17 protein-coding genes are annotated in these 22,512 nt (G+C 65.9%); all 17 read right to left on the bottom strand.

Going from position 1 to position 22,512, the window contains the following annotated elements:
- Nucleotides 1-2,181, bottom strand: coding sequence for an HAD-IIB family hydrolase (locus tag ACYQ2W_RS03225; protein WP_459863161.1), 2,181 nt, complete (start codon nucleotides 2,179-2,181; stop codon nucleotides 1-3).
- The gene (locus ACYQ2W_RS03220; protein ID WP_459863159.1) at nucleotides 2,169-3,074 is read right to left on the bottom strand and encodes a carbohydrate kinase family protein; all 906 of its coding nucleotides are present in this window, start codon (nucleotides 3,072-3,074) and stop codon (nucleotides 2,169-2,171) included. The genes ACYQ2W_RS03225 and ACYQ2W_RS03220 overlap by 13 nt, the downstream gene beginning before the upstream one ends.
- Nucleotides 3,075-3,179: 105 nt before the next feature.
- Nucleotides 3,180-4,658, bottom strand: coding sequence for a tetratricopeptide repeat protein (locus tag ACYQ2W_RS03215; protein ID WP_459863157.1), 1,479 nt, complete (start codon nucleotides 4,656-4,658; stop codon nucleotides 3,180-3,182).
- Nucleotides 4,659-4,660: 2 nt separating this feature from the next.
- Nucleotides 4,661-5,803: a TIR domain-containing protein gene (locus tag ACYQ2W_RS03210; protein ID WP_459863156.1), complete on the bottom strand. Its 1,143-nt coding sequence runs from the start codon at nucleotides 5,801-5,803 to the stop codon at nucleotides 4,661-4,663.
- A 74-nt stretch (nucleotides 5,804-5,877) separates the two neighbouring features.
- Nucleotides 5,878-6,180: a Dabb family protein gene (locus ACYQ2W_RS03205; RefSeq protein WP_459863155.1), complete on the bottom strand. Its 303-nt coding sequence runs from the start codon at nucleotides 6,178-6,180 to the stop codon at nucleotides 5,878-5,880.
- A gap of 371 nt (nucleotides 6,181-6,551) precedes the next feature.
- Nucleotides 6,552-7,931, bottom strand: a complete 1,380-nt coding sequence (locus tag ACYQ2W_RS03200; RefSeq protein ID WP_459863154.1) for a KamA family radical SAM protein — start codon at nucleotides 7,929-7,931, stop codon at nucleotides 6,552-6,554.
- A 335-nt stretch (nucleotides 7,932-8,266) separates the two neighbouring features.
- Entirely contained in the window at nucleotides 8,267-9,373 is a 1,107-nt protein-coding gene (locus ACYQ2W_RS03195) for a HigA family addiction module antitoxin (protein ID WP_459863153.1), read from the bottom strand.
- Nucleotides 9,366-9,695, bottom strand: coding sequence for a type II toxin-antitoxin system RelE/ParE family toxin (locus tag ACYQ2W_RS03190; protein WP_459863152.1), 330 nt, complete (start codon nucleotides 9,693-9,695; stop codon nucleotides 9,366-9,368). The genes ACYQ2W_RS03195 and ACYQ2W_RS03190 overlap by 8 nt, the downstream gene beginning before the upstream one ends.
- Nucleotides 9,696-9,782: 87 nt before the next feature.
- Nucleotides 9,783-13,589, bottom strand: a complete 3,807-nt coding sequence (locus ACYQ2W_RS03185; protein WP_459863151.1) for a hypothetical protein — start codon at nucleotides 13,587-13,589, stop codon at nucleotides 9,783-9,785.
- A 35-nt stretch (nucleotides 13,590-13,624) separates the two neighbouring features.
- Complete coding sequence (glmS, locus tag ACYQ2W_RS03180) at nucleotides 13,625-15,457, bottom strand: glutamine--fructose-6-phosphate transaminase (isomerizing) (protein ID WP_459863150.1); 1,833 nt, start codon at nucleotides 15,455-15,457, stop codon at nucleotides 13,625-13,627.
- 164 nt (nucleotides 15,458-15,621) lie between these two features.
- Nucleotides 15,622-16,989 (bottom strand): bifunctional UDP-N-acetylglucosamine diphosphorylase/glucosamine-1-phosphate N-acetyltransferase GlmU, encoded by a 1,368-nt coding sequence (gene glmU, locus ACYQ2W_RS03175; protein ID WP_459863149.1) that lies wholly within the window; start codon nucleotides 16,987-16,989, stop codon nucleotides 15,622-15,624.
- Between the two features lie 91 nt (nucleotides 16,990-17,080).
- The gene (locus ACYQ2W_RS03170; protein ID WP_459863148.1) at nucleotides 17,081-17,575 is read right to left on the bottom strand and encodes an FKBP-type peptidyl-prolyl cis-trans isomerase; all 495 of its coding nucleotides are present in this window, start codon (nucleotides 17,573-17,575) and stop codon (nucleotides 17,081-17,083) included.
- 24 nt (nucleotides 17,576-17,599) lie between these two features.
- Entirely contained in the window at nucleotides 17,600-18,022 is a 423-nt protein-coding gene (locus ACYQ2W_RS03165; RefSeq protein WP_459863147.1) for a F0F1 ATP synthase subunit epsilon, read from the bottom strand.
- Nucleotides 18,023-18,116: 94 nt separating this feature from the next.
- On the bottom strand, nucleotides 18,117-19,493 hold the full coding sequence (gene atpD / locus ACYQ2W_RS03160; protein ID WP_459863146.1) for a F0F1 ATP synthase subunit beta: 1,377 nt from the start codon (nucleotides 19,491-19,493) through the stop codon (nucleotides 18,117-18,119).
- Nucleotides 19,494-19,538: 45 nt separating this feature from the next.
- A complete protein-coding gene (atpG, locus tag ACYQ2W_RS03155; protein WP_459863145.1) occupies nucleotides 19,539-20,402 on the bottom strand; it encodes a F0F1 ATP synthase subunit gamma in 864 nt (287 codons plus the stop codon).
- Nucleotides 20,403-20,417: 15 nt separating this feature from the next.
- Nucleotides 20,418-21,959, bottom strand: coding sequence for a F0F1 ATP synthase subunit alpha (atpA, locus tag ACYQ2W_RS03150; RefSeq protein WP_459863144.1), 1,542 nt, complete (start codon nucleotides 21,957-21,959; stop codon nucleotides 20,418-20,420).
- Between the two features lie 15 nt (nucleotides 21,960-21,974).
- Nucleotides 21,975-22,511, bottom strand: a complete 537-nt coding sequence (locus tag ACYQ2W_RS03145; RefSeq protein ID WP_459863143.1) for a F0F1 ATP synthase subunit delta — start codon at nucleotides 22,509-22,511, stop codon at nucleotides 21,975-21,977.
- Nucleotide 22,512: the final 1 nt, after the last annotated feature.

Below are 22,512 nucleotides of genomic sequence, written 5' to 3'. Positions count from 1 at the left end.
TCAGCGGTCGTCGGCGGGTATCCGGATCTCGCCGAGAAAGTCGTAGTAGTCGATTCCTTCCAGGATACCGGCGGCGTATTTCCCCTCGGCGAAGTGGATCCGCGACTGGCCGCGCAGCCGGTTGAGTTCCGGCGCGTGGTTGCCCACCACCACGCCGAGCACGTTGCCGCAGAGCATCTCGGCGTCGTTGCCGGAGTCGGCGGCCACCAGGATGCGCTCCAGCGGCAGGCCCCAGCGCATCGCCAGGTAGCGCAACGCCAGCCCCTTGGAAGCGCGGATCGGCAGCAGGTCGAGGAAGTATTCGTAGGAGACGATGACGTTGGCGTGCAGGTCCTTGGTGCGCAGGTGGCGGGCGATCTCGCGGCGACTGGGACCGTCGTCCTCGTCGATGTAGTAGCTGATCTTGTAGGGATTGAGTTCGGAGGACTCCTGCAGCTCGACCCCCTCCAGCTCGGCCATCGCCTCGACCAGCGCCTCGGGGTGCCAGCGGTACTCGATGTGGCGCTGCCAGCGCTGGTCGGGGATCATCTTCTGGCCGTAGCGGATGTCGGTGCCGACGCCGGTGATCAGCAGGTCCGGACAGGGGACGTCCCACTCGTTGAGCATCTCGGTGGCGCTCTCCACGCTGCGTCCGGTGGCCAGCCCCCAGCCGACGTTGCGGCCGGTGGCGCGCAGCCGTTCGACGAAGGTGTGGAGCGCCTCCTGGTCGCCGAGCAGGGTGTCGTCGATGTTGCACACCAGCACCCGGTCGACGGTGGGCAGGCGGGTGCGGTCGCGGACCACCGGACTGCGTTTGTGCGCGCTGCTCGCCTCGATCGAACGGTTGATGGCGTCGAGGTAGCTCTCCGCGTGACCGGCCCAGGAGTAGTGGCGGCGGGTGCCGTTGATGCCGTTGCGCGACCAGCGGCGCCAGCGGTTGGTATCGGTCAGGGCATCGAGCAGCGCCTTGCCCATGGCCGCGGCGTCGAGCGGGTCGATCAACACCCCGTTGTTGCAGTTCTTCTGGATGTCACGGGGCCCGCCGTCGTTGGTGGAGACCACCGGCAGGCCGCTGGCGGCGGCCTCCAGCAGGGTGAGGCCGAAGGGCTCGATCAGCGCCGGATTGATGAACACCCCGCGGCGCTTGGCGGCGAGCCGGTAGAGCAGCGGCACGTCGTCGGCGGCGTGGTGCTTGGGGTAGGCGACCTGGCCGTAGAGGTCGTAGCGGTCGATCAGCATCAGCAGCTCGGTGAGCACCTCGCGGGCGCCCTTGTCCAGCTCGCGGATGTCGTCGCGGTTGCCGGCGATGATCACCAGATTGGCCCGCTCGCGCAGTTCCGGGCTCTCACCGTAGGCACGCACCAGGGTGGCGATGTTCTTGCGCTCGTCGGGGCGGGAGAGGGCGAGGATCATCGGCTTCTTCGGCCGGTCGAGGAAGCGGTCCACCTCGAGGGCGATCGGCGGGTCGCCCTCGAAGCGCTGGGGCGGGGAGAAGCGGGTGAGGTCGACCCCCGGCGGGATCACCATCATCCGCCGCGGGTGGTAGTTGTCGTACTGCTTGTACTGCTGCTCCACCTCCTGGTGGGTGCTGGCGATGACCAGCGCGGCGGAGTCGAGCGAGGCCTCCTCGGCCTCGATCCGGCGGGTCATGGAGTACTGGTGCTCGATGGTGCTCTGTTTGGTCCCCTTCTCCAGCAGCCGGCGCAGCTTGTCGCGGCCCAGCGAGTGGCCGGTGTGGATCTGCGGCACGCCGAGGAGCGCAGCGATGCGCGCGCCGATATAGCCGGCGTCGGCGTAGTGGCTGTGGACGATGTCGGGGACCCGGCCGACGCGGCGGATGTGTTGCAGGGCGTGGTCGACGAAGGTGTCGAAGTGGGGCCAGAGCACCTCCTTGCGCAGGTAGCGGCGGGGGCCGCAGGGGAGGCGGACGATGCGCGCACAGCCGCCGAGGGACTCTTCCGGTTCGGCGTAGGAGGGATCGACCTTGGGGTCGATCACCTGGCGGGTAAGCAGCTCCACCTGCGCCACCCGCGGGTTCTCCGAGAGCGCGCGGGCCAGCTCCACCACATACTTGATCTGTCCGCCGGTGTCGGCGTCGCGACCCAGCTCCATGTCGTAGCCGCGCACCAGACCATGGACGCTGATCAGCTGGATGTAGAGCCCCTCCGGCTGACCCTCACCCTTACCGTTTACGGATTCCATCGATTGAGCAACTCCTGATAGGTAGCGGGGTCGGCGATGGTCGCGCCGCGGCGGCGGCACAGCTCGGCGCCGAACTCCAGGGCACGGGCCAGCGTCTCGGCCAACTCCCAGCCGCGATGCAGCCCGAGGATCACCACCGAGGCGAAGGCGTCGCCGGCACCGACGGTGTCGACCACCTCGGCAACGCGCACCGGCGCCCCCTCGATCACCCCGTCGGCGGTGACGATCAGCGCCCCCGCATCCCCGCGGGTCACCACCAGCGCCGCGCAACCGAGCCGACCGCGCAGCCGCTGCGCCACCTCCGCCAGCGGGCCGTCGCCCTCGATCAGCGCCAGCTCCTCGTCGTTGATCTTCACCCAGCGGGCACCGGCCAGCCGCGCCTCCACCGAGAGCGGGTCCCACCACGGGGCGCGCAGGTTGATGTCGACGAAGGTGGGGAGAGCGAGCCGCTTGAGGGCGTCGAGGGCGGTGCGCGAGACCGGGTTCCGGGCGGCGAGGCTGCCGTGGTAGAGGAGCGAGGGGGTGGCGGGCGGGAGGTCGGGGGCGATGAAGTCGTAGGCCTGATCGGGGAGGATCTCGAAGCGATGACTGCTCCCCTCCATGGTGATGCGTACTTGGCCGGTAGGGTGGTCGGGATCGCGCTGCACCCCCTCGGTGGTCATCCCCCAGCCGGCCATGGCATCGAGCACCCGCTGGCCGAGGGGGTCGTCACCGACCCGCGAGACCACCCGCGGACGCAGGCCGAAGCCTTGCAGGTGCCAGGCGACGTTGAAGGGGGCTCCGCCCAGCACGTCGTTGCCGTCGGGGAAGCAGTCGTAGAGCACCTCGCCGAAGATCAGCGGCTGGCCGTGGAGGGAGGAGGAGGAAGTATCGTCGGTACCGAAGGCTGGCATCGGCGAATTTCACCTGTTTTGGAAGTTATTCATCGGCTTGACTCTAGCAGTGGGGGCGGAAGGAAGCAAAGTAGAGGCGGGTTGGCCTGGGAGGATATGATCCCATCACGGGAGGGGAGAGCCCCTCTCCACCGTTCCCCGAAACACTTTCAGATCCGCTTCGACGATTTCCCAATCCCGCCGCCACCGGGCGTGAGCCGGCGTCGCCGCCACCAACCCGGCCAGGATCTCCGCTGCCTCCTGGTATAGCCTCACCACCTCACGGTAATCACCGTCGCGGGCCGCGAGACGCGCGACCGATACGCAGGCCACAGCGAGCTCGTACCTCCAACCCGCGTTGCCTGGGTCCTGCTCCGCCAGGCGCCGGCTGATCGACAGAACCTCGTCGAACGCCTGCTGCGCCTCCGCGAGCTTTCCCTGGGCCTGGAGCACTCCACCCACCCGGCTGTGCGCCACGGCGAGCTCCCTCTGCCAACCCGCGTTGCCCGGGTCCAGCTCCGCCAGGCGCCGGCTGATCGACAGAACCTCGCCGAACGCCTGCTGCGCCTCCGCGAGCTTGCCCCGGGCCTGGAGCACGTCACCCACCCGTCCGTGCGCCACGGCGAGATCCCACTGCCAACCGACGTTGCCCGGGTCCTGCTCCGCCAGGCGCCGGCTGATCGACAGATCCTCGCCAAACGCCTGCTGCGCCTCCGCGAGCTTTCCTTGCGCCTCCAGCACACCACCCACCCGGCTGTGCGCCACGGCGAGATCCCGCTGCCAACCCGCGTTGCCCGGGTCCTGCTCCGCCAGGCGCCGGCTGATCGACAGATACTCGGCAAACGCCTGTTGCGCCTCCGACAAGTCGCCCTGCGCCTGCATTGCATCCCCCAGCAGGCAAGCCGACTCCGCTTCGGCGCCCGCGTCCCCCAGCGAGCGGGCCATCGCCAGCGCCTCGCCCGCGAACTCGTGGAGCTGGGCATGCTCGCCGCGCAGTTGGCGGACAACAGTCGTCACCAGCCGGCACCAGAGCCACGCCCGCCCCGCCACCAAGCCATCCCGCTCCAGCTCGGCCAACGCACCGGCCAGGGCATAATGATCCTCCGGATGGGCAACACTGCTCCACTCCCGGTTGAGCTGCTCCAGCTCTCCGGCGGCGACCTCAGGCTGGTAACCAAGGCGGTGGTAGATCCACTCGATCCGCGCGGCCGGCTCGTCCTCCTCCGTCAACGCATCGGCAACCCGCCCGCTGAGACGACGGAACCGCTCCAGCTCTTCCGTCGCCATCCACTTGCGCAACACCCGCCGCGTCTTCTCGTGGACGTTGATCGCCCCCTCCCCGCGGGCGGGAAAGGGCTCGATACAGGTCAATTGCACCAGTTGGGTGAGGAGCGCCCGGCTTCGCTCAAGGGGGATTTGGAGCAGGGCGGCGAGCAGCGCCTCGTCGCACCAATGGGGGATCGCCGCCGCCGCCAGCGCCTCTTTCAACTCGGCGCGAACAGGCTCTTCCTCCCGCGGAAAGGCCAGATCCACGGTGGCCAGCGCCAAACGGGCCGGATCGCCGTCGGCAGCTTGCAGGATGCGCAGTTGTTCGCCGAGATCCATGATCAGGTGCGGGGTCCGAGGAGTTGGGCCAGCAGGGCGGAGGTGGCATTGGTGAGCCGGCAGGCCTGCTCGACGAATTCCCGCGCCAGCTCCGGGTTGTGGCGGCGACCGAATTCGAACCAGTCGTCCGCGGGCGGTGTTTCGAGGGGGATGGGTCTGGAGGCCTCCGCTTCCCACAAGGCGCCCGCGGTCTCCGGCACCCGCTGGCCGGCGATGACCACCCGCAGCCAGGGGGAGCGGATCAGGCTGGGCAGCAGCCGGCGCTCCACCCACTCCTCCGCCTCGCCCGCCTGTTCGTAGGTGTCGAAGATCAACAGGGTGGGGCGCCGGCGCTCACACAGCGCGTCGAGGATCGCATCCAGCGCGGGGTTGAGCCGCTTGCCTTGGGGCACCGGCACGCCGAGGTGTTGCACGAAGGAGGGCAACTCGCGCTCCAGGTCGGTGCTCCCCTTGAAGTCCATGCGGCCGCAGGCCAGATCGGGCAGCCGCAGCCCGTTGCCGAGCATCTGGCGGGTGATGTGGCTCTTGCCGGTTTGCGAGCCGCCGAGGATCGGCAGCAGGCGCCAGGGGGCATCGCCGCCGATCAGGCGTTGAAAGGCGTCCCGCGCCTCGCTGTGGTTGGCCACCGGCCAGTGGAGCGCGGGGGGAAGCGAGGGCCAACCGGAGACCGCCGGCGCTTCGGGGCGCGGCAAGATCAGTCCCAAACGGTCGATGATCAGGCGGGCGGTCCCGGCAACACCCTTCTCCCGCGCATCGTGGGAAATGGCGTTGAAGGGAATCCCTTCGACCTCGCCGTCGCCGACCCGGATCGGCAGGATGGCGAGTCGCGCGCTTTCGTCCGTTGCGTTGCGGGCGCGCATCTTGCGGGCACGGATCGCTTCGTGTTCATCGGCGGTCCACGGCTTTTCGCCGTAGGCGGCGGAAACGCAGACCACCGCAAGCACCGCCCGCCTTTCGTAAATCTCCTGGAGCTTCAGATCGGCATCGTGACCGGCGATGTAGTGCTCGAACCACTCGTCCAGAAAGACGTTGGGGGCGCCCAACTCCGCCTCCACCGCCTCCGCGATCCGGCGCACCAGCTCGCGTTGCTCTCCGGCGAAGGAGAAGGCGACGAGGAAACGTTCGGGTGGACGGCGGGCGCTCATGGCATCCGATTATGCCCGAGGGGTGACGGTGACCAAAGCGGATAACTGGCCGACGCTACGGAGCGGGAGTGAGGTCACACCTCGTAATCGACCACCCGCCGCTCCGCGCGGCACGCCTTGACCAGGGGGATGATCGCCTGATGCAGGGGATGGTCGTGGTAGGCGTGGAGGGCGGCGCGGTCGGTGAATTCGCTGTAGAGGGCGACGTCGGCGCTGTCGGGATCGTCGCTGAGGTCGATGCCGACCTCGATCCGCAGCAGGCCGGGGATGCGGCCGTCGAGGGCCTCCAGGGCCTGCTTGATGCGTTGGGCGTTCTCCGCCTTGGGGTGGCCGTCGGCCTCGTCGAGGAGGCGCCAGAGGACGATGTGTTTGAGCATGGGGAAGGTAAAAGGCTAAAGGTGAAAGGTAAAAGGGTCTTCGTTCGGCATCCGAGCATCTTCAATGCCGTACCGATCGGAGATTCCGGCTTTAGGAGAGCGTCGATCCAATAGGGGACCATCGGATGGAGTACAGCCCTGGGGCTGTACGTACGAAAAAATGCAGCATTCCTCCGGAATATGGTGGGAAACTCGTACACGCCCAAGCGTGTACTCCACCGCTCTTGGTAAGAAGCCGATTCAATCCGCGTTTCCTTAGGATGGCATGGCCCTTCTTTCCTTTCACCTTCGACCTTTTACCTTTCACCTCCGTTGGTACCGGAAACCGGTGCGCCTCCTATCGTCGGCACACCCTACCCGGCAGCTCGGCGTCAGTGCGCGCCTTTCAGCGCCTTCGCCTGCATCGCGTCGTATTGATCCTGGAAGAAGAACCGCTCCTCGCCGAAGGCGGGGCGCAGGCCGTCGAGCCAGGTGGCCTTCTCGTCGTACTTCGCAAAGAACGGGCGCTGCACCCAGTCGGGGTCGCGGCCCTGAATGAAGCGCAGGACGAACACCTTCTCGCCATTGACCTCGCTCACCCCCTGCACCTCCACCTTGCCGGGGCCGGCGCTCATCGACGGGCCGCGGGCGGTGCGGGCGATGCCGGAGACCTGGCGCATGGCGTCGCGGTAGATGTTCCAGGCGCGCGCCAGCGGTACTTCGAAGTAGCGCTTGGCGCCGGTGTCGCGCTCGACGAACTGGTAGTAGGGGACCACTCCCAACCGCACCTGTTCGCGCCACATCTGCGCCCACACGGCGGCCGAATCGTTGATGTGGGCGAGTAGCGGGCCCTGGCTGCGGATGGTCACACCGGCGTCGCGCAGACGGCGGATCGCCTCGCGGGTCATCCGCGGCTCCAGCTCGCGCCAGTGGTTGAAGTGCGCCATCAGCGCGACGTGGCGGCCGGCCTCGGCGAAGCGCTCGAAGATCCGCAGCAGTTCGTCGGCGTCGGGGTCGGTGACGAAGCGCTGCGGCCAGAAGGTGAGCGCCTTGGTGCCGATGCGCAGGTCGCGGACATGCTCGTATTCCGGTTCGAGCAGCGGCAGCAGGTAGTCGGCCAAATGGGCGCTCTTCATCACCATCGGGTCGCCGCCGGTGAACAGCACGTCACTGATCTCGCGGTGGGCGAGCAGGTAGGCGTGCAGCTCCTCGCGGTCGGTGGAGGAGAAGCGCAGCTCCTTGTCGCCGATGAACTGCGCCCAGCGGAAGCAGAACGAGCAGTAGGCGTGGCAGGTCTGGCCCTGGGCGGGGAAGAAGAGCAGGGTCTCGCGGTATTTGTGCTGCATCCCCTCCAGCACCCGGCCGTCGAGGCGCGGCACGTTCATCAGCTGCTGCCCGGCAGGGTGGGGGTTGAGGCCGCGGCGAATCTCGCTGGCCAGTGCCTTGATCTCCACCTCCGGGACGTCGCGGCGCAGCAGGTCGGCCATGCGCTCGAAGTCCTGCTCACCGAGCATCCCGGGCTGCGGGAAGGTGAGTTGGAACATCGGGTCGTCAGGGACGTTGTCCCAGTCGATCAGCTCGTCGAGGACGAACTGGTTGACCCGGAACGGCAACACCTTCGCCACCGCGCGGATGGCGAACCGGTGCGCCTCGCCCAACCCGGCGAGCTGGGGGATCTGGGCCAGTTGGCGCTCGGTGTAGACCTTCAATTTTGCGTTCGCGTGGGGCACGGTAAAGCCGCCCGACGCAAACTGCGCGTATTCAACGGTCATACGCTCTCCTTTCCGGTTGTTCGCCGTAAGGCCCGTATGCAGCCCGACCGGGGCTGGCGCGGTGACCAATTTGCTTTTTGGATTATCGGCGTGCCCGCACACGGCGGGTCATGAACGACCGCCCGGTGGCCGGGTGTTCCGGGCCGGGGGCGGATGAAGTGCGGCGGGGCCGCAATGGATCGGCGTCCGGATGGACGCTGGCGCCTCCTGGCGAACGCCTCCGGGACCACCCGGAGACGAGAAGGGGCCGATCCCGGCCCCTGGAAGAGGGGGTAGTTTACTCGACTGGCGGCGGATGGAACAAACTCGCCCGGACGGAAAGAGGACCGCTCCAATCACTCCATAAATCGAAAACTGATTTTCAGATCGTTCATCGCAGTCCGATATCCCATCAAGCCATCGTATTGGAGACGACCGACCACGATACCGGGGTGGATACCCAGTTCCTTGGCAAATGCGGTTAGCGCCGGACGGGTTTGAATGGAAGGCAGGCGCTTAGCCTGTTCCGGAGGGATCAGAAAATCCCGTGCCCACGCGTTGGCCTGCCGCTCTTCGTCCGAGTCGATCCCGCTGGCCGAGAGGTCGTCCAAGTAGACCGATCGCTTCTCCTTTCCGTGGAGCAGGATGTGGGCCGCCTCATGGAAAAAGGTGAACCAGAAACGGTCATTGGTCTTGCCGTAAAGGGAGAGCTGAATCAACGGACGATGCGGATTCAACCAACGGGCGACGCCGCTGACGTGGGCCCGCGGTATGGCGGGAACCAATACGAAGGCGACACCCGAGGCGAAGCAAAGCGCCCGCAGCCGGGGTTCGAAGTGTTCCGGTCGCTGCACGGTAAGCGTTCGGATCTCCGTCAGCGCATCGACGAATCGGCTTCGGTCGAACTTCGGACCGTCGCTCCGCTCCGCCCGCGCCTCACCCATCCGCAGCCACGCGGTAATCGCCCCGACATCGCTCTGCTCCTCACGGGTTCGGCGAAAGGCCACCTCCATTCCCGCGTAGCGCGCCTCCCACGCTTCGGGAGAGGCTACCCCGAAGAAACCGAGCAGCTCTTCCACCAAGGCAGGCTTCGCCTTGGCGTCGTAGCGCCGCTTGGCGATCGTCCCGGCCTTCATCAGCTCCTTCACCGGTAGCCGGTCGAGCCAATCCACCCACCCCGCGTAGCGTTGAGCCGCCTCCAGCCGAGCGAGGTGCTCGCGATACTTCGCCTCGCGATTGAGCCAAAAGCCGGCGGTGGAACCCAATACCCCCTCAAGCCGCAAGGCGGCGTCTTCGGTGATCGCCGCCTTGCCCTTGATCAGCTGATTGACGTGCTTGGGACTGAAACCGAGCCGATCGGCCAACTCGGCCTGGGACCATTCACGCTCTTCGAGCAGGTCGAGGATGGTATCGCCCGGCGGGGAGACCCAATCGGGGCGAAAGGGTGACGCCTGATCAGTCATGGTAGTCTCCGATAAAGACGATACGGACCTTGGTCACACGCGACCAGTCGATGGAATCGTCGTCGCGGCAGGGACAAGGATTGTGGTCGGGCGTGAAGGTCAGGCGCGTGCCGCCTGCCAAGTCGAGCGCAAACTCCCCGGCCCGATCCCCTTTGAGGGGATGCGGCCTCCCGGCCACCAGCTCGGTGACCCGCCCCGCCGCATCCAGTTCCGCCAGACGGGTACGCAGCTTACGTGCGCAAGCCGCCCCGAATCGCTTTTCGGCGGCAGCCTGCCTCTCGCACAGCGCGCGGAGTTTGTCGTCCCTGAAGTCGATGTCCATCAGTGGCAGCGAGTATATGAATCTTTACCGAAAGGGTAAAGGCGTTGTTGAGGAAGAAGCAATTCCAGCTGCATCGGTGGAGACGGCTTACTCGAAACGCTCGTCCCGTTGACGGGATCGCACGCGTTCGCTCTCCCGTTCTCTTTCCGCCCACTCGCTCAATATCCTATCCTGCTCATGAGCCCATCGAACCACCTCGGGATCGTGATGGGAGAGAAGCTGTTGTGGCAGTTTTCTGCGCCGTTGCAAAATATCCGCAAGAGAGCCCCACCAAATTCTCGGATGAAAATCCAGGCGCAATGCCTTCAGGAAACACCCTTTGTCCGGCGCGCGCTCAACCAGATTCAGAATATTCTCGATCCAGATCGATTTTTCATCGCTATCCACAAACGACGACAGCTCCGCGACACGCGGATAGCGCACGAAGGGATCGAGATCCGCCCAGGCCGCCAGTTGATCGACCGTCAATACCTGGAACATCGATTTCCGTCCTCTGGAAACCAAGAACCCCGCCCGACGCTCCTCCTCAGTCAATCCATCCCCGAGCAACACGTCGAGAGACACCATCGGCTGAACCCGCAACAATGCGGCGACCACCTCGGTGTGCCGAGAACCAAACAGACGATATCGCCCTTCCGATGAGATCAGGCGCTCCCAAAACCTTCGAGCATCCCCCATCGCCGCATCACCCTCGAAACACGGTGAGATAACCTGTGCCACATGAAAGTCGTCCAGATCGCTCAGCTCACCGAACGAGGCTTCGCACAACAACTCCCGTCCGCACCGAACGATCTCGATCGGAACCTCTCCATCCTGCTTCTTCTCGGAATGGAGCCGCATCCAAATCATTTCCAGAGCAACCCGATATCCGGAAGGCATTCTGGAGAGACCATAAGCCAAACGGAAAAAGAGCTTCGGAGGAATGGACTGAACCACTCCACCGTAGGTAAGAGCCCCGTACGCCTCGGCAGAAACGGAAGACATCGCCAATAGCCTCAACAGACGGCACGCGCCAGATTCGCCGATCGGCACGCTCTTTTGCAGCGACGGGAACAGCGGCTGGAGGGTGGGGTCATCCACCGCCGTATCGAGCAACCTGTCCGCAAGTATCCGATCACGCTCGTATACTTCCGCCAGATATCCTCCCGTCACCACCGTGTTTCGGCATTCCGAAGGCACATCTCTCAGCAGCCTGACCATGCTCCGCCACAGTGATTCGATATCTGCAATCTCACCGCCCAAACCTCGCCCAAACGAGTACCCCAACCCGGGTTCACACGACAATACCTCGGGCAATACCGTATCCAACACCTCTTCCGAATTCGCCGCCGACGCCCCCAACTCCCTCGCGACCCGCTCGACCCGTTCGTAAGGGGCCATTACGTCATCCTCGCTCTCCACCACCTCGCCATCAGCGATATCCAAATCTCCCCAACGGGTCGGTAATACATAGGCACGAATTTGATCTATCAGCCCCTCGGGTGCGAGCTTCCGTTCCAGTTTCTGGAGGCGCTGAAATGCATCCGGTGACATCCTTTCCTTGTCGAAACGCAGCGCTTTACGTACCGCTCGCCAACCGTCCGGCCATTTTCCACCGCCCCCCAAACACTCCATCAACCGCTCCAGCGGAGCAAAGCCGTCGGTAGCCATCCACACTTCCCCGAATGCGCGAGCCACAACCGCTCGTGTCGGGTGCTGCAGCGCCCCCCCTTCTTTCAGCAATTCGGAAACGAAATCGATAGCCGCTCGGTACCACCCCTCGATGTCTGATCGCGTGCGCGGTTGCCAACCGAAATCCCGTGTCCGCGCACCGAAAGCGAACTCGTGCCACGAATCGAAATGGTCCCCTTTCAATAGATTCGCCAAGGCTTCAAAGCCAAGCCGCCGAATGGCCTCCTCCCCGCTGGCGATCCATTTCCTTATCGATTCGATGCGCATCCCGATCGGCGCGTGGGTCCCGGAAAGATAGAGATGAAACAACCCCACCAGGTGACTACGGGGTGAGTCCACGTTGTTGTTGGGTTTCTCGTCCGCAGCCATGCGGGAAAGAAGAGACGTCGCACGATGGAAGAGAGGTTCATCGTACGCGAAGGAGCGAAGTAGACGTGCCCATGTCGTTGTACGGAAATCGAAAGCACAAATGAGCGTTCTCGCATCAGGTCCATTCGCGGTGCGTTCCATCGCCTGCAACACCAGGTCAGGGACTGCCGGCGCGAGATTCTCCACCATCGCCAAACCCAACTCGTTGAGATTGCTTACATCGCCGAACAGACCGTCCTCGGCCAGCCAGCGCGCGGCAATCTTCCGAGCGGACTCACTGTCGTGGAGATAGCCGAGACGACGCGAAAAGGAACGGCGTAGGCGTTCACCAGCTTGGTGAGTGAATAGATTCGCCACCCGCTCCGGAGGAAGTCGCTCCAACGCCGCGCGCGCCAGGCGATTTGCGAGGGCGTGGGGCAGCACCGCCCGCCACTTGCTACGGGCCTGAATCAGCTCTCGCTGGCGCAGTTCCACGACCGATCCATAGAGCTGATCAACATCCAACCCCGCCAGTACAGCGAGCTGCGGAAGTTCCGCGCCTTCGCCATCTAGGGTCTCGCCGTCGAACGAGTAGACCAGCGCCAAGATCTCGGCGGCTCGCTGCAATTGAGCGTCGGGGGCGTTGCGTTGCTGGAAGAGGCGGGTGAGCAGGTCACGGTCCGAGAAATCGGTCACGCTGTCGCCACGCGCCACCGTAGAGGCAAGGGCCAGCGCGATACGGGCATTCCCGCCGGAGAACTCCGCGATCCGACGACGGTCCACCGGGCCGATGTGAGGGGTATGGCTTTCCAGTATCCGTTCGATTACCTCGGACGATGAACTATCGAGACGAAACACCTCCGTCTGCTCCGGAGCATCGTCCGCCACATCGTATTCCACGGTGATCAGGCTTACGCGGCTCCCCGGTACTGCACACGCCTTGGCCAATGCGGTGTGAGTCTCCGGAGGGCAGTTGTCCACCACCAAGACGGCGCGCCGGCCGTCGACAATCAAGCGGGGAATGAGGTGGCGGGGCGACGGGTTCGGGTCGTCGGCGAGATCGGTGTATACCGCTAACGCCGGCCCCAGCGATTCTTCTCCCACTCGTTCATCGAATAGAGCCTGGACGAATCGGGTCTTTCCTGTGCCGGAGAGTCCGATCAGGCGTACTACGCCGCGTTCGGCGGCGAGCGTCTCCCGAATACGCCGCAATCCCTCCGTTACCGGAACGGCACCCGCCGAAGGGTTCCAGCCATCCACCACCCGTCCGTGTTCATCGATGAGATACTCGGCGTCGGCCGGCTCGGCCGCCGCTGCCCAACTGTCGTAAGGGCGCCAACCGTGGATCGGGTCACCCACTCGCTCCCGTACCCAGGCCACGATCCCGGGATGTTCGCGAACCCATGAGGCGAGGCGGGTTCGGTCATAGAAATCGATGGTTAGAAAAGTCGGCTGATCAAGGGTAGTGACGGCGTCACGCATCGCGTCACGGCGTCTGCGTAGCGCGTCGTCGGTGGTCGAGCCTGTGGCGCTGACGATGACGTAGGCACCTTCGCAAGCGGCCAGCTCGCCGATAGCCGGCCGTACCGTACCACCGGGGCACATCTCCTTGGAGATCGCCGACGGCGGCATGTCCGGGACCTTGATCTGGAACCCGGTAAACGGGCGGGGGATGTAACCGAAGATCGTTTGCGTGTCGGGCAACGCTACCCGCACATCGATACCGCCGTCGGCCGCATCCTGGTGACCACCCGCGGTTACCGCCGCGGAGGAATAGCCACGCAATCGCAACTCCGCTTCACAGAGACGCGCCACCAAGATTCGGAGATCGGCGTCGGTCAGCTTCTGAATGTGCTCTCCGTCGATCTCAAACATGGGACACCGGTCCGTTAGAGGTGGCGACGCGAGGGTTACTCGACGGTCACCGACTTGGCGAGGTTGCGTGGCTGGTCGACGTCGGTGCCCTTGAGCACCGCGACGTGGTAGGCGAGGAGTTGCAGCGGCAGGGTGAAGAGGATCGGGGCGACGTGGTCGCCGGCCGCCGGCACCACGCTGACGTGGACCCGCTCGGAGCCCTTCATGCCGCTGGCGTGGTCGGCGAAGACGTAGAGCTCGCCGCCGCGGGCGCGCACCTCTTCGAGGTTGGACTTTAGTTTCTCCAGCAGGGCGTCGTTGGGGGCCACCGCGATCACCGGCATCTCTTCGTCCACCAGGGCCAGCGGGCCGTGCTTGAGCTCCCCGGCCGGGTAGGCCTCGGCGTGGATGTAGGAGATCTCCTTGAGCTTCAGCGCCCCCTCCATCGCCACCGGATACTGCACGCCGCGGCCGAGGAACAGCGCGTGCTGCTTGTCGGTGAAGCGCTCGGCGAGGGCGAGGATGGCGGGATCGAGGTTCAACGCCTCTTCCAGGTGGCGCGGCAGGGCGGTGAGCTGCTCGACGATCGCCGCCTCGCGTTCCGCGCTCAGACGATGGCGACGACCGACCGCCACCACCAGCAGCAGCAGGGCCACCAGCTGGGTGGTGAACGCCTTGGTCGAGGCGACGCCGATCTCGGGGCCGGCGCGGGTCATCAGGGCGAGGTCGGTCTCCCGCACGAGCGAGCTCTCCGGGACGTTGCACAGCGCCAGCGACGGCCCATAGCCCCACCCCTTGGCGGCGCGCAGGGCGGCCAGGGTGTCGGCGGTCTCGCCGGACTGGGAGATGGCGACGATCAGCGCCTCCGGGTCGGGAACGGGGTGGCGGTAGCGGAACTCGCTGGCGACCTCAACCCGGCAGGGGACGCCGGCCAGCCCCTCGAACCAGTTGCGCGCCACCAGGCCGGCGTGGAAGCTGGTGCCGCAGGCGATGATCTGCACCCGCTTGACCCGGTCGAACAGTTCGCCGGCGGCCGGGCCGAAGGCCGCCTCCAGCACCCGTCCGCCACCGATCCGCCCCTCCAGGGTCTCGGCAACGGCCTGCGGCTGTTCGTAGATCTCCTTCAGCATGTAGTGGCGGAATTCGCCGCGCTCCACCGCGTCGGCGGTCAGCTCGCTCTCCCTCACCGGACGCTCCACCTGGCGGCCCTCCGCGTCGAAGACCGTCACCACCTCGCGGCGAACGTCGGCCACGTCCCCCTCCTCCAGGAAGAGGAAGCGGCGGGTCACCGGCAGCAGGGCGGAGACGTCGGAGGCGATGAAGTGCTCGCCGATACCGACACCGATCACCAGCGGGCTGCCGCGGCGGGCGACGATCATCCGCTGCGGCTCGTCGCTGGCCAGCACGCCGAGGGCGTAGGCGCCCTCCAGGCGGGCCAGGGCGCCGCGCACGGCGCCGAGCAGGTCGCCGTCGTCGGCGCGGTGGCGGTGGATCTCGTGGGCAATCACCTCGGTGTCGGTCTCCGAGGTGAACTCGTAGCCGGCGGCCAGCTGTTCACGACGCAGCGCCTCGTGGTTCTCGATGATGCCGTTGTGGACCACCGCGATCGAGCCGCGGCAGAGGTGAGGGTGGGCGTTGGCGGTGGAGGGGACGCCGTGGGTCGCCCAGCGGGTGTGGGCGATGCCGGTGCTGCCGCCGCCGCCGTCGGTGCGGTGCAGTTCGGCCAGCTCCTGCACCTTGCCCCGGGTGCGCAGGCGGTGAAACTTGCCATCGGCGCCGATCAGCGCCATCCCGGCGGAGTCGTAGCCGCGATACTCCAGGCGCCGCAGCCCCTCCAACAAGATCGGCGCCACGTCACGCTGCGCCACTGCTCCGACAATTCCACACATGGTTCTGTTTTGGCTCTCTGGAAGAAAACGCGGAGACCGCAGAGACGCGGAGTTCGCGGAGAAGAACGGATCACCCCTTCGGAAATGCCCCACTCCCGCGGGAAGCGTGGCGAGCGCCTATTATCGCAAACTCCGCGTTCTTTGCGTCTCTGCGTTCTCTGCGTCTACTTCGGACCTTTGACCGGGCGCTTCCAGCCAGGGAAGGTGGTCTGCTTGGCCCGGCTGAGGGTCAGCTCGCCGGCGGGGGCGTCACGGGTGATGGTGGAGCCGGCACCGATGGTGGCGTCGTCACCGACGCTCACCGGGGCCACCAGCTGAGTGGCGGAACCGACGAAGGCGCGGTCGCCGATCACCGTGCGGTGCTTGTTGGCGCCGTCGTAGTTGCAGGTGATGGTGCCGGCACCGATGTTCACCTCACAGCCCACGTCGGTGTCACCGATATAGCTCAGGTGATTGACCTTGGAGCCGGCACCGATGCGGCTCTTCTTCACCTCGACGAAGTTGCCGACGTGGACCCCGTCGGCCAACTCGGCCCCCGGGCGCAGGCGGGCGAAGGGACCGATGAAACCGCCACTGCCGGTGGTCGCCTCCTCGATCACGCAGTGGGCGCGCACCTCCACGCCGGGACCGATGCGACTGTCGCGAATCACGCAGTTGGGGCCGATGCTCACCCCGTCGCCCAGCTCCACCCGCCCTTCGAAGACGCAGTTGACGTCGATGGTCACGTCGCGACCACAGACCAGTTCGCCGCGCAGGTCGAAGCGGGCGGGGTCGATCAGGGTGACCCCGTCGACCATCAGCCGCTCGGCGGCGCGGCGCTGGTAGTGACGTTCCAGGGCGGCGAGCTGGATCCGGTCGTTGACCCCCTCCGCCTCCATCGGATCGTGGCTCTTCACCCCGCACACCACTACCCCGTCGGCCGCCGCCAGGGCGACGACGTCGGTGAGGTAGTACTCCCTCTGGGCGTTGTCGTTGCCGACCCGGCCGAGCCAGTCGCGCAGCCGCCCGGCGGGGGCGGTGACGATGCCGGTGTTGACCTCGCCGATCGCCTGCTCGCGGTGACTGGCGTCCTTCTGTTCGACGATGCGCACCACCTGGTCGGCGTCGTCGCGGACGATCCGGCCGTAGCCGTAGGGGTCCGCCGGCTCCATGGTGAGCACCCCGACCCCCTCCTCGCCGGAGAAGTGGAGCAGCCGGCCGAGGGTCTCGGCGGTGATCAGCGGCACGTCGCCGTAGAGCACCAGCACGCGGTGGTCGTCGGGGATCGCCGGCAGCGCCCGGGCGACCGCATGGCCGGTGCCGAGCCGTTCGGCCTGCTCGATCCAGTTCACCGAACGCTCGGCGAGGCACTCCCGCACCCGCTCACCGCCATGGCCATAGACCACGTGGACCGCTTCGGCACCCAGGGCGTGGGCGGTATCGATGGCGTGGGCGAGCAGCGGGCGTCCCGCAAGGGGGTGAAGGACCTTGGGCAGGTCGGACTTCATGCGGGTACCCTGCCCCGCGGCGAGGATGACGATGCTGAGTTTCATGGACTACCGCCTGACGGGAGCACGATCGGCTTCGGGGAAATCCGCAAGCTTACGGGAATTGGCGGTGGCAGAGAAGACGACGGAGGCGAGGTTAGTGGAGTGAGCCGCCACCGGGGTTCTGTTCGCGGGCCGCATGGGCCTGGGTGATCTCCACGGGGGTGGCGTCGCGCACCGTCTCCACGTTGACGTGGAAGGTGACACTCTTGCCGGCGAAGGGGTGGTTGCCGTCGACGGTGAGGAAGCCGCCTTCGATCTTGGTGACGTAGAAAGTCTTGACCTCGCCGCTCTCGCCCTCCATCTGCACCTCGGCGCCGACCCGGCGAAACTCCGGCGGGACGTTGTCGATGGCGTCGGTGAAGGTGAGGTTGGGATCGTGGGGGCCGAAGCCGTCCTTGATCAGCACCGAGACGGTGTCGCCAGGGGTCTTGCCCTCCAACGCCCGCTCGATCTCCGGGAAGATCCCGGAGTTGTGTCCGTGGATGTAGTGGATCGGGAGGCTGGCGGCCTCGACCACCTCGTCCCGCCCGTCGACGATGGTGTAGGTCACCTCGACGAATTTGCCTCGCGTGACGCGGTTGTCGGACACGTTCGCCTCCCTCTCCGGTTTCGCTTAGTGGGTGCGCCGCTTGCGCAGGTTTTCCAACGCGCGCAGCTGGGCCACCGCCTCGGCGAGCTGGGCCTGGGCCTCGGCGTATTCGCGCTCCGAGGTCTTGTCGGCCATCAGCTTCTCGGCCTGCTCCTTGGCGGCGAGCGCGGCGGCCTCGTCGAGATCGTCGGCGCGCACGGCGGTGTCGGCGAGCACGGTCACCACGTGGGGCTGCACCTCCAGCATGCCGCCGGAGATGTAGAAGTGCTGCTCCTTGCCGCCGGCCTGCACCCGCACCTCGCCCGGCTTGAGGCCGGTGAGCAGCGGCGCGTGACGGGGCGAGATACCCACCTCACCCTCCGCGGCGGGCGCAAACACCATTTCGGCGGTACCGGAGTAGATCTCCTTCTCCGCGGATACGACGTTCACATGGATCGTCATGGACATGTTCTTGCTCCCATGAAGGCGCCAAGCTCCAGGCTCCAGGCTCCAGGTGGTTTCGATCGCCTGATGCCTGGAGCCTGTAGCCCGGAGCTTTCTATTAGAGGGTCTTGGCCTTCTCGACCGCCTCTTCGATGCCGCCGACCATGTAGAACGCCTGCTCGGGCAGGTGATCGTACTCGCCGGCCACGATCGCCTTGAAGCCCGAAATGGTGTCCTTCAGGGAGACGTACTTGCCGGGGGCGCCGGTGAACACCTCCGCCACGAAGAAGGGCTGGGAGAGGAAGCGCTGCAGCTTACGGGCGCGGGCCACGGTCAGCTTGTCCTCCTCGGACAGTTCGTCCATACCGAGGATGGCGATGATGTCCTTCAGCTCCTTGTAGCGCTGCAGGGTACCCTGCACCGAGCGGGCGGTGTCGTAGTGGTCGGAGCCGATGACCAGCGGATCGAGGATTCGCGAGGTGGAATCGAGCGGGTCCACCGCCGGGTAGATACCCAGCTCGGCCACCTGACGGGAGAGCACCAGGGTGGCGTCCAGGTGGGCGAAGGTGGTGGCGGGGGACGGGTCGGTGAGGTCGTCCGCCGGCACGTAGACCGCCTGGAAGGAGGTGATGGAACCGGTCTTGGTGGAGGTGATGCGCTCCTGCAGCACACCCATCTCCTCGGCCAGGGTCGGCTGGTAACCCACCGCGGAGGGCATGCGCCCGAGCAGCGCCGAGACCTCGGTACCCGCCAGGGTGTAGCGGTAGATGTTGTCGACGAAGAGCAGCACGTCGCGGCCCTCGTCGCGGAAGTACTCGGCCATGGTCAGGCCGGTCAGGGCGACGCGCAGACGGTTGCCCGGGGGCTCGTTCATCTGGCCGTAGACCAGCGCCACCTTGTCGAGCACGCCGCCTTCCTGCATCTCGTGGTAGAAGTCGTTGCCCTCGCGGGTACGCTCGCCGACGCCGGCAAACACCGAGAAGCCGGAGTGCTCCACCGCGATGTTGCGGATCAGCTCCATCAGGGTGACGGTCTTGCCCACGCCGGCACCGCCGAACAGGCCGACCTTGCCGCCCTTGGAGATCGGCATGATCAGGTCGATGACCTTGATGCCGGTCTCCAGGATCTCGGTGGCGGAGGCCTGCTCGTCGAAGGCCGGCGGATGGCGGTGGATCGGCAGGGTGGTTTCGGCGCCGATCGGGCCGGCCTCGTCCACCGGATTGCCGAGCACGTCCATGATCCGGCCGAGGGTCTTCTGACCCACCGGCACGTTGATCGGGGCGCCGGTGTTGCTGACCTTGAGGCCGCGCTTGACGCCGTCGGTGGTGCCCATGGCGATGGTACGGACGATACCGTCGCCGAGCTGCTGCTGGACTTCGAGGGTCAGGCCGCTCTCATCGAGAGTGAGGGCGTGGTAGACCTTGGGCACGGCGTTGCGGGGGAACTCGACGTCCACCACCGCGCCGATGATTTCAACGATCTGTCCGGAACTCATGATTGATTCCTCGCGATATTTAGATTCTGTGAGCCAAGCCGTCTATCAGACGGCGGCGGCACCGCCGACGATCTCGGAGATCTCCTGGGTAATGGCCGCCTGGCGCGCCTTGTTGTAGGCGAGCTGCAGCTCATTGATCAGGCTTCCGGCGTTGTCGGTGGCGGCCTTCATGGCCACCATGCGCGCCGCCTGCTCGGAGGCGATGTTCTCCACCACGCCCTGGTAGACCTCGGCCTCGACGTAGCGCACCAGCAGGTCGGTGAGGACCTCTTTCGCTTCCGGCTCGTAGAGGTAGTCCCAGTGGTGCTCCAGCTTCTTGTCGTCGTCGGGGACGACCGGCAACAGCTGCACCGATACGGGCGACTGGGTCATGGTGTTGACGAAACGGTTGTGGACGAGTTTGATCTCGTCGATGGTCCCTTCGTCGTAGGCGTCGAGCATCACCTTCACGCTGCCGATCAGGTCGTTCACCGAAGGGGCGTCACCCAGGTGCTCCGCGGCGGCGACGATGTTCACGCCGACGCTGCGGAAGAAGCCGGACCCCTTGCGTCCGATGACGCAGAGGTCCACCTCCACACCCTGCTCCTTGAGCGCACTCATCTCCTTCAACGCGGTCCGATAAAGGTTCACGTTGAGGCCGCCACACAGACCGCGGTCGGTGGTGACGATGATGAAGCCGACCCGCTTCACCTCCGCGCGCGGCACCAGATAGGGGTGCCGGTACTCGGGATGGGCGTGGGCGAGGTGACCGATCACCTGGGCGATCTTCTCGGCGTAGGGCCGGGAAGAGGCCATGCGGTCCTGGGCGCGGCGCATCTTCGACGCCGCGACCATTTCCATCGCCTTGGTGATCTTCTTGGTGTTCTGGATGCTCTTGATCTTGGTACGGATTTCTTTGGCGCCGGCCATGGGTCTCTCCCGTCCTTACCAGACGTGGTTAGCCTTGAAGTCCTCAAGAGCGGAGCGCAGACCCTGTTCGATCTCGTCGCTGTACTCGGGGGTCTCGTTGATCTTGTCGAGCAGCGCCGACTGGCTGGCCTTCATGTAGGCCTGCAGCGCGTTCTCGAAATCGACCACCTTGGTCACTTCGACGTCGTCCAGGAAGCCCTCGTTGACCGCGAACAGCGAAACCGCCATCTCGGCCACGCTCATCGGCGAGTACTGGGCCTGCTTCATCAGCTCGGTGACGCGCTGACCGCGCTCCAGCTGCTGGCGGGTCGTCTCGTCCAGGTCGGAGGCGAACTGGGCGAAGGCCGCCAGCTCGCGGTACTGGGCGAGCGCCAGACGGATACCGCCGCCGAGCTTCTTGACGATCTTGGTCTGTGCCGCACCACCCACGCGGGAGACCGACAGACCGGCGTTGATCGCCGGACGGATGCCCGCGTTGAACAGATCGGACTCGAGGAAGATCTGGCCGTCGGTGATGGAGATGACGTTGGTGGGCACGAAGGCCGACACGTCGCCCGCCTGGGTCTCGATGATCGGCAGCGCGGTGAGCGAGCCGGTCTTGCCCTTGACGGCGCCGTTGGTCAGCTTCTCCACCTCGGCGGCGTTGATTCGGGCTGCGCGCTCGAGCAGACGGGAGTGCAGGTAGAAGACGTCACCGGGGTACGCCTCGCGGCCCGGCGGACGACGCAGCAGCAGGGAGACCTGGCGGTAGGCCCAGGCCTGCTTGGTGAGGTCGTCGTAGACGATCAGCGCGTCCTCGCCCTTGTCGCGGAAATACTCACCCATGGAGCAACCGGCGTAGGGGGCGATGTACTGCATGGCGGCAGAGTCGGCGGCGGGGGCGGCGACGATGATGGTGTGATCCATCGCGCCGTGCTCCTCGAGCTTGCGCACCACGCCGGCGATCGAGGAGGCCTTCTGGCCCACCGCCACGTAGATGCACTTAACGCCGGTGTCCTTCTGGTTGATGATCGCGTCGATCGCCACCGCGGTCTTGCCGGTCTGGCGGTCGCCGATGATCAGCTCGCGCTGGCCGCGGCCGATCGGCACCATCGAGTCGATCGACTTGAGGCCGGTCTGCACCGGCTGGTCGACCGACTTACGGGAGATGACGCCGGGGGCGACCTTCTCGATCGGCGAGGTACCTTCGGCGTTGATCGGGCCCTTGCCGTCGATCGGGTTGCCGAGGGAGTCGACCACGCGGCCGAGCAGCGCCTCGCCGACCGGCACCTCGAGGATGCGGCCGGTGCACTTGCACTTGTCGCCCTCGGAGATGTGCTTGTAGTCGCCCAGGACGACGGCGCCGACGGAGTCACGCTCCAGGTTGAGCGCCATGCCGTAGGTGTCGCCGGGCATCTCGATCATCTCGCCGGCCATTACGTCGGACAGACCGTGGATGCGCACGATACCGTCGGTGACGTTGACCACGGTACCTTCGGTGCGAGCTTCGGCGGTGGTCTCAAAACCTTCGATCCGCTTTTTGATCAGCTCGCTGATTTCGGTAGGATTCAGTTGCATTGCAGGAATTCCCCATTAATGGCGCAGAGCGCTCGTCAGTTTCCCGAGCTTGGCCTTGACGGAACCGTCGATCACCAGGTCACCGGCGCGGATCACCGCACCGCCGATCAGCGACTCGTCGATCTCGCAGCTGAGCGAGATCTCGCGGCCCAGGCGGGCCTTCAACGAGTCGGCGATCTTCGCCTGCTGGGCGGCGTCGAGGGCCTGGGCGGAGACGGCGATCGCCTCCACCTTGGCCTCGGCCTCCGCCATCATTTCGGCGTAGATCCCGGCAATTTCGGGCAGGACGATCAGGCGGCCATTCTCCGCCAGCAGCGTGATGAAGTTCTGCACCCCCTGGTCGAACGCCTCACCGCCGACGGCGATGAAGAGCTCGGCGACCTGTTGGTCGGTGACCTTGGGGTCGTCCAGCATCGGCCGGACCTGTCCATCCGCCGCGATCGCCGCGGCCAGTTCGAGGGCGTCTGCCCATCCCTTCATGCTGCCCTTTTCCTGCGCAAACTCGAAAGCGGCGCGGGCGTAAGGGCGAGCGACGGTAGTTGTTTCAGCCATT

The organism is Endothiovibrio diazotrophicus (assembly GCF_054657215.1).
This window is presented reverse-complemented; position numbering and strand designations above follow the sequence as displayed.